General features: G+C 44.3%; 5 protein-coding genes. 1 reads left to right on the top strand and 4 read right to left on the bottom strand.

Going from position 1 to position 6,609, the window contains the following annotated elements:
* Positions 1-94 precede the first annotated feature (94 nt).
* Complete coding sequence (locus tag CIK88_RS12245; RefSeq protein WP_094436782.1) at positions 95-1,276, top strand: iron-containing alcohol dehydrogenase; 1,182 nt, start codon at positions 95-97, stop codon at positions 1,274-1,276.
* 240 nt (positions 1,277-1,516) lie between these two features.
* On the opposite strand, the gene CIK88_RS12240 is transcribed toward CIK88_RS12245, so the two are convergent.
* From CIK88_RS12240 to dnaB, 4 genes are read right to left on the bottom strand one after another with little or no spacing between them, the layout of a single operon-like run.
* A complete protein-coding gene (locus CIK88_RS12240) occupies positions 1,517-2,827 on the bottom strand; it encodes a pyridoxal phosphate-dependent aminotransferase (RefSeq protein WP_094389602.1) in 1,311 nt (436 codons plus the stop codon).
* Positions 2,824-3,396 carry an indolepyruvate oxidoreductase subunit beta gene (locus CIK88_RS12235; protein WP_094389601.1) on the bottom strand — a complete coding sequence of 191 codons (573 nt, stop codon included), beginning with the start codon at positions 3,394-3,396 and terminating at the stop codon, positions 2,824-2,826. The genes CIK88_RS12240 and CIK88_RS12235 overlap by 4 nt, the downstream gene beginning before the upstream one ends.
* 33 nt (positions 3,397-3,429) lie before the next feature.
* Positions 3,430-5,037 (bottom strand): thiamine pyrophosphate-dependent enzyme, encoded by a 1,608-nt coding sequence (locus CIK88_RS12230; protein ID WP_094436778.1) that lies wholly within the window; start codon positions 5,035-5,037, stop codon positions 3,430-3,432.
* Positions 5,038-5,077: 40 nt separating this feature from the next.
* Entirely contained in the window at positions 5,078-6,604 is a 1,527-nt protein-coding gene (gene dnaB / locus CIK88_RS12225) for a replicative DNA helicase (RefSeq protein WP_094389599.1), read from the bottom strand.
* Between the last annotated feature and the right edge of the window lie 5 nt (positions 6,605-6,609).

The following is a 6,609-nucleotide window of genomic DNA, read 5'->3' as shown; positions in this document are numbered from 1 at the left end:
ATTATTATTATATTTGCATTATAAAGGCATGGGAATTTTTAAAAAGAGAGAGCAGTTATGATAAATAACGGTATATAAAAAAACAAATACTATGATTAAGGATTTTAATTTCTATGCACCTACGCGTGTAGTTTTTGGCAGTAATGCTGAAAAACAAATAGGTAGTCTTGTAAGTGCTTATGGCGGCCATAAGATATTACTACATTATGGCGGTGGTTCTGCAGAAAAATCTGGTTTGCTGAATGTGGTGCGCACACAATTGCGTGACGCTGGTTTATCATTTGTTGAACTTGGCGGCGTGGTACCAAATCCTCTGCTAAGTAAAGTTTATGAAGGAATTGATTTGTGTCGCAAACATGATGTGGATTTTATTCTTGCCGTTGGCGGCGGTAGCGTTATAGACTCTTCAAAGGCTATTGCCTATGGTGTGCTTTATGACGGTGATGTTTGGGATTTTTGGGACGGAAAGGCTGTTCCTCAGCAATGCCTGCCAGTTGGCACTGTCCTCACTATTCCTGCTGCAGGAAGCGAAATGTCTTCAAGTTGCGTGATAACGAAAGATGACGGTTTATTGAAACGTGGCATAAACAGCGATTTATGTCGCTGTAAATTTGCTGTAATGAACCCAGAGCGGACTTACACCTTACCTTCTTATCAGACAGCTGCTGGCGGTACAGATATTATGATGCACACCATGGAACGTTATTTTTCCAAATATGAGGAAATGACATTGACTGATGGTATTGCAGAATCATTGATGCGTACGGTGAAGGATGTGCTGCCATTGGTACTCAAAGATCCTGAGAATTATCGTTATCGTGCCCAAATTATGTGGGCTGGCTCTCTTGCACACAATGACCTGACTGAGTGTGGAACAGAAAAAGATTTCGCAACCCACCGTCTTGAGCACGAACTGAGTGCTTTGTTTGGTGTAACACACGGAGCTGGCCTTGCAGCCCTTTGGCCCTCATGGGCACGTTTTGTCATGGATCGACACTTGAATCGTTTTGTTCAATTTGCTGTCAACGTCATGGGACTCACAAACGATTTTGCCAATCCTCGGCAGACTGCTCTGTCCGGTATTGAAGCTGTGGAGAAGTTTTATCATGAAATTGGTATGCCGACTTCAATTCACGAACTTCTCGGTCGTGAAATTACCGAGGAAGAGCTAGAGGTGATGGTTGACAAATGCTCTCGTGGTGGAAAGATTACCGTGGGTGCCATGGAGGTTTTGGGTCAGAATGAAATGCGAGAAATATATCGTATGGCGCGATAATTCACTCCCCCTACTCTATTCTTATGTAAATGTAATTGTTTATAAAAAGAACGACGAAAAACTATCATAAGTACTTGTGTTGCAGAAAAGTAAAAGTACAGAGTTTTAGTGTTTAATGAAAGACTTTCGTTATGAAGAGTTTTTAAAGTTCACTATAAAATAAACAAAAAGAAGTTCCGGCTTTACTAAAGATCATTTAAACCGGAACTTCTTTCTTGTATGCTGATTCAATTTGTTGGTTTATTGATGGTTTTCTTCCCAAATACTCATTCTTTCTTCCAATTGTGCATATTGGTGATCTTCAATGAAAGAAGTGCACACCCGCAATCCTTCTTGGTCAGATCCTGTAGTTACGAGGCATATTGCTGAAACACCATAACTCATCAATTCGTAAGCCAATTGTCCGCTACTCATATTTTTGTATCCTATGGTGAAATAGAATCCATCCGCTACAGGTTCGTCCAAGTCTTTATCATAGACAATATGGAATCCATGTCGAAGGAATATTTCTTTCAGTTGATGTGCTCTTTTTCCATAGACACTTACTTCGCTTCGGAAATCATATTCCCCATTAGAAGCAGCTCGCAGCATGGCTGCCATAGCATATTGTGCAGAATGACTAGTTCCAGAGGACAAAGCATAAAGCATGCGTGTAGAGAAAACTGGTCCGAAGGTCAATCCTCCATATCTTGCTGCAAGTTCATCGAAATGGCGATGAAACAGTTTGTCCGAGATGCATGTCACACCAATACGCTCACCCGCATAACTGAAAGCTTTAGATCCGCTAATCAGCAGGATGTAATTGTCTGTATAGCGACCTACCGTCGGTTGGTACGGAGGCAGGAACGGTTTACTCAAGTCTCGACGGAAATCCATGGCAAAATATGCAAGGTCTTCCATCACAATCGCATCGTATTGAGTGGCCAGTTGTCCAATCGTCTTGAGTTCTTCCTCGTTGAGACAAATCCACGACGGATTATTGGGGTTTGAATAGACAATAGCACAGATATTACCTTGTTTCAGATAAGATTCAAGTTTCTCACCCAGACGTTCTCCCCGGTAACTATAGACATCAAATGTTTCATATTTTACCCCCATAACCTGCAATTGCATTTTCTGTACAGGGAATCCTGGATCAATGAATAGAACCGTATCTTTTTTGCTGTCAGCCTGCGAACAAGTCAAGAAAGAAGCAAACGTACCCTGCATGGAACCACAAACGGGCACACATCCTTCAGGTGCGATATCAATGCCGATGAATGCTTTGACGAAGCGTGACGCTTCATTTTTCAGTTCGGGCAGTCCCTGAATATCAGGATACAGATTAGCTATTCCGTTGCCCAACGCTTTCATCTGAGCTTCCACCCCTACCTTTGCTGCAGGAAGTCCTGGAATACCCATTTCCATTTTGATAAACTCCACTCCAGACTGTTTCTCTGCCCGTGCAGCCACGAGTTTAACTTCTCGTATAGTTGCTTTAGCAAAGTCGTTAATGCCCAGTTCGCCTACCAGTGAGTCAATGAGTTTTGGATCTATAGGTGTCTGTTTCATAATTGGTGTTCCTTTCCAATGGCCAATGCCTTGATATTCGCCTCGACGATAGTTTTTCCTTTTCTGGCGAATACCCGTTGTATGGCAGCTTCCAACTTATCATATTCAATATTCAAAGCCTTTTGTGCAGCTCCCAGAAGAATTACGTTGGCAGAACGAGGCACACCATTGTCCTTGGCCAGTTGTTCGATATCGAGCATGATAACGTGTGGTAATTTTTTGAGGTCATGCTCAATAACTGCCATTTCTGGATAGTTTGGTATATTGACAAAGGGAGATGCAGAAGTGATAATCCATCCCTCTTCGTTGAGGAACGGCAAATAGCGTAGAGCCTCCATAGGTTCCATGGAGATGATAACATCAGCCTTACCTTTTGCAATAAGGTCGCTGGCGATAGGTTTATCAGAGATACGCAGATTGGACTGCACATCACCTCCACGTTGTGACATTCCGTGTACTTCAGCCTGTTTGATATAAAGGTTTTCGTTCATTGCGGCTTCACCGATAATCGTGGCAATAGAGAGAATTCCTTGTCCGCCGACACCGCATAGTATGATATCTGTTTTCATCTTGTTCTTGGTTTTAGTATTATACGGAATATGTTATTTTCGCTCGGCATTCTTTTTCTGCTTCAGATGTCTTTGCAACGTCTGCATGCACTCACGTCTTGGAATGATCACACTAGGACCATGATAGTTGATTTCGTCACGAATGGTCTGTGTGATTTCTGCCATGTTTTTAGGCAGGGGGACAACCACTTTGAGATGCTCCTCGCTTAGTCCCAGTCCTCGGCAGATGGCTTCAAACTTATTAGTTCCAGCCGAGTCTTGTCCACCTGTCATTGCTGTGGTGAGGTTGTCGCTGATGATAACTGTGATGTCAGCATTTTCGTTGATGGCATCTAAGAGTCCTGTCATTCCCGAATGAGTAAATGTAGAATCTCCGATGATGGCAACAGCAGGCCATTGTCCGGCATCTGACGCTCCTTTAGCCATTGTAATAGACGCTCCCATATCTACACAAGAGTGAATAGCTTTGTATGGTGGAAGGAAACCGAGAGTGTAGCAACCAATATCGCCAAATACGCGTGCGTTGGGATAGTCAAGCAATACTTGGTTGAGAGCAGCATATACATCGCGGTGTCCACAACCTTGACAGAGTGCAGGTGGGCGTGGCACGACATCCTCACACGTAGCATACCTCTCGTCGCTTTCTATACTCAAAGCCTTTTTGATGAGGTCTGGATTAAGTTCTCCTGTACGTGGAAGTTCTCCTGTGAGTCTTCCTTTGATGACAGTATTTCCAGGCATTACGCCACGCACCATTTCTTCTACGAATGGTTGTCCTTCTTCTGCAATCAGCACACTCTCACATGCCTCTGTCATTCGTCTTACTAACGCTTTTGGTAACGGGTAATGACTGATTTTGAGTACGGGGAACGGACAACCGTTAGGGAAACATTCCATCAGGTAGTTATAGGCAATTCCCGTAGCGATAATACCCATGGAATGATCAGCAGCATCCTCATATTTATTGTGTGAACTCTTTTCTGCAATAGTTTCGAGTTCTGCTTGTTGCGCAGTAACGATAGCATTACGTTTTCTAGCAAAAGCTGGCAGCAATACCCAGTTAGAAGCCTGAGCATTGTAGTTGAGCTCGTTTTGTTGTCTTGGTGTCTCTTTCACTTTCACCACGGCACGAGAGTGAGCCATGCGAGTTGTAACACGCACGAGTACTGGCAGATGTTGTTCTTCAGAGAGTTGGAAAGCTTCTTCCATCATATCGTAAGCCTCTTGTTGGCTTGCGGGTTCAAGTGTGGGAATCATGGCAAACTTACCATAGAATCTGCTATCTTGTTCATTCTGTGAAGAGTGCATTGATGGGTCGTCAGCCACTAGAACGATGAGTCCACCGTTTGTTCCCGTCATTGCCGAGTTGACAAACGGGTCGGCGCATACATTCAGACCTACATGTTTCATGCAGACCATGGCTCTTTTACCCATGAAGGACATTCCCAATGCTGCCTCCATTGCAGTTTTCTCGTTGGTTGACCAACGACTGTGCACTCCCCATTCGCGTGCGAGTGCAGAGCCTTGGATATACTCGGTAATTTCCGTTGACGGAGTTCCAGGATAGGCATAGACGCCGCTCAATCCAGCATCGAGAGCTCCTTGCGCAATGGCTTCGTCACCTAATAATAGTTTCTTCATGATTTTAAGTATTTTAGTTTATATCTGCATATTATGATTGTTAGAAAGGCATAGGTCCGTCAGGTCCATCATAGCCAAACGGAGATTCCATCGTGCCACCTTGGTCTCCCCCATTCACTTTGCTGCCAAGAATTTCACCTCCGCCGTCATTTGCGTTCTTAGTGTTGAGTTTGCCGTCTTCCGGATTCTCAAATCGTGTAAACTCACCTCTGAAGTTGAGCAACACATCACCAGTCGCACCTTTACGGTGTTTGGCAATGATAATCTGTGCCATACCTCTGAGGTCGTGTCCGTGTTCATCTTGATAGATGTGGTAGTATTCTGGTCTGTGAACAAAGAGCACCATGTCCGCATCCTGCTCAATGGCACCCGATTCACGCAAGTCAGACAATTGAGGTCGTTTTCCATCATTACCTTCTCGGCTTTCAACACCACGGTTCAGCTGCGAGAGTGCGATGATAGGGATATTGAGTTCCTTTGCGAGTCCTTTGAGTGAGCGGCTGATGGTCGATACCTCCTCTTGTCGTGAAGAGAACCTCATACCTTGAGCGTTCATCAACTGTAGATAGTCGATCATGATAATCTTCACCCCATGTTCTCTGACGAGGCGTCGTGCCTTTGTGCGCAGTTCGAAAACCGACAGTCCCGGCGTATCATCCACATAAAGCGGTGCTCCCAATAGATTGTTGAGTCGTTTGTCAAGCCTATCCCATTCGTCAGGGTGCAGTTGTCCGTTGAGTATTTTCGAACCCTGGATTTCGCATACGTTAGAAATCAACCTGTTGACCAATTGCGTATTGCTCATTTCAAGAGAGAAGAAAGCCATCGGAACTTTATTGTCTGAAGCAATATTCTTAGCCATGGAGAGTGCGAATGACGTTTTACCCATGGCAGGTCGTCCTGCGATGATGATTAAGTCAGAGGCTTGCCATCCACTGGTCATATCATCAAGTTTATAATAACCAGTGGAAACACCCGTCAGTCCGTCTTTGTTTGCTGCAGCCTTTTGAATGCCATCTACAGCATTTTTGATGACCGGGTCGATTTGGGTATAGTCCTTCTTCATATTCTTTTGCGAGAGTTCGAAGAGCGAACCTTCTGCCTCCTGCATCAGATCTTCCACATCTATCGTTTCGTCAAAAGCTTTCGTTTCGATGACGCTGGCATAGGAAATCAGCTGTCGTGCGAGGAATTTCTGCGCAATGATTCTTGCGTGATATTCGATACTTGCCGATGAGGAAACCCTTGAGGAGAGTTCAGTAACATACCCTGGTCCTCCAACATCTTCGAGGTCCCCTTGATGAGCCAACTGTTCGGTCACAGTCCATACATCAACAGGTTTTTCGCGCAATTCGAGTTCTCTTATTGCCTCATAGATTTTTTGGTTTCGAGGTTCATAGAAACTTTCAGGATACAGCAGCTCACAGACCACCGAATAGGCATCTTTGTCGATCATGAGTGCTCCGAGCACAGTTTTTTCTATTTCTGTAGCTTGCGGCTGAACGTGTACGAAAGTATTATCAGTCGCCGGTTTTCTTGTGCGGCGTGGTTGTTTGTTATCTGGCATTTTGT

The organism is Prevotella sp. P5-50, assembly GCF_002251295.1.
Taxonomy (GTDB): domain Bacteria; phylum Bacteroidota; class Bacteroidia; order Bacteroidales; family Bacteroidaceae; genus Prevotella.
The sequence above is the reverse complement of the archived record's forward strand: the minus strand, read 5'-3'. Positions and strand labels throughout refer to the sequence as shown.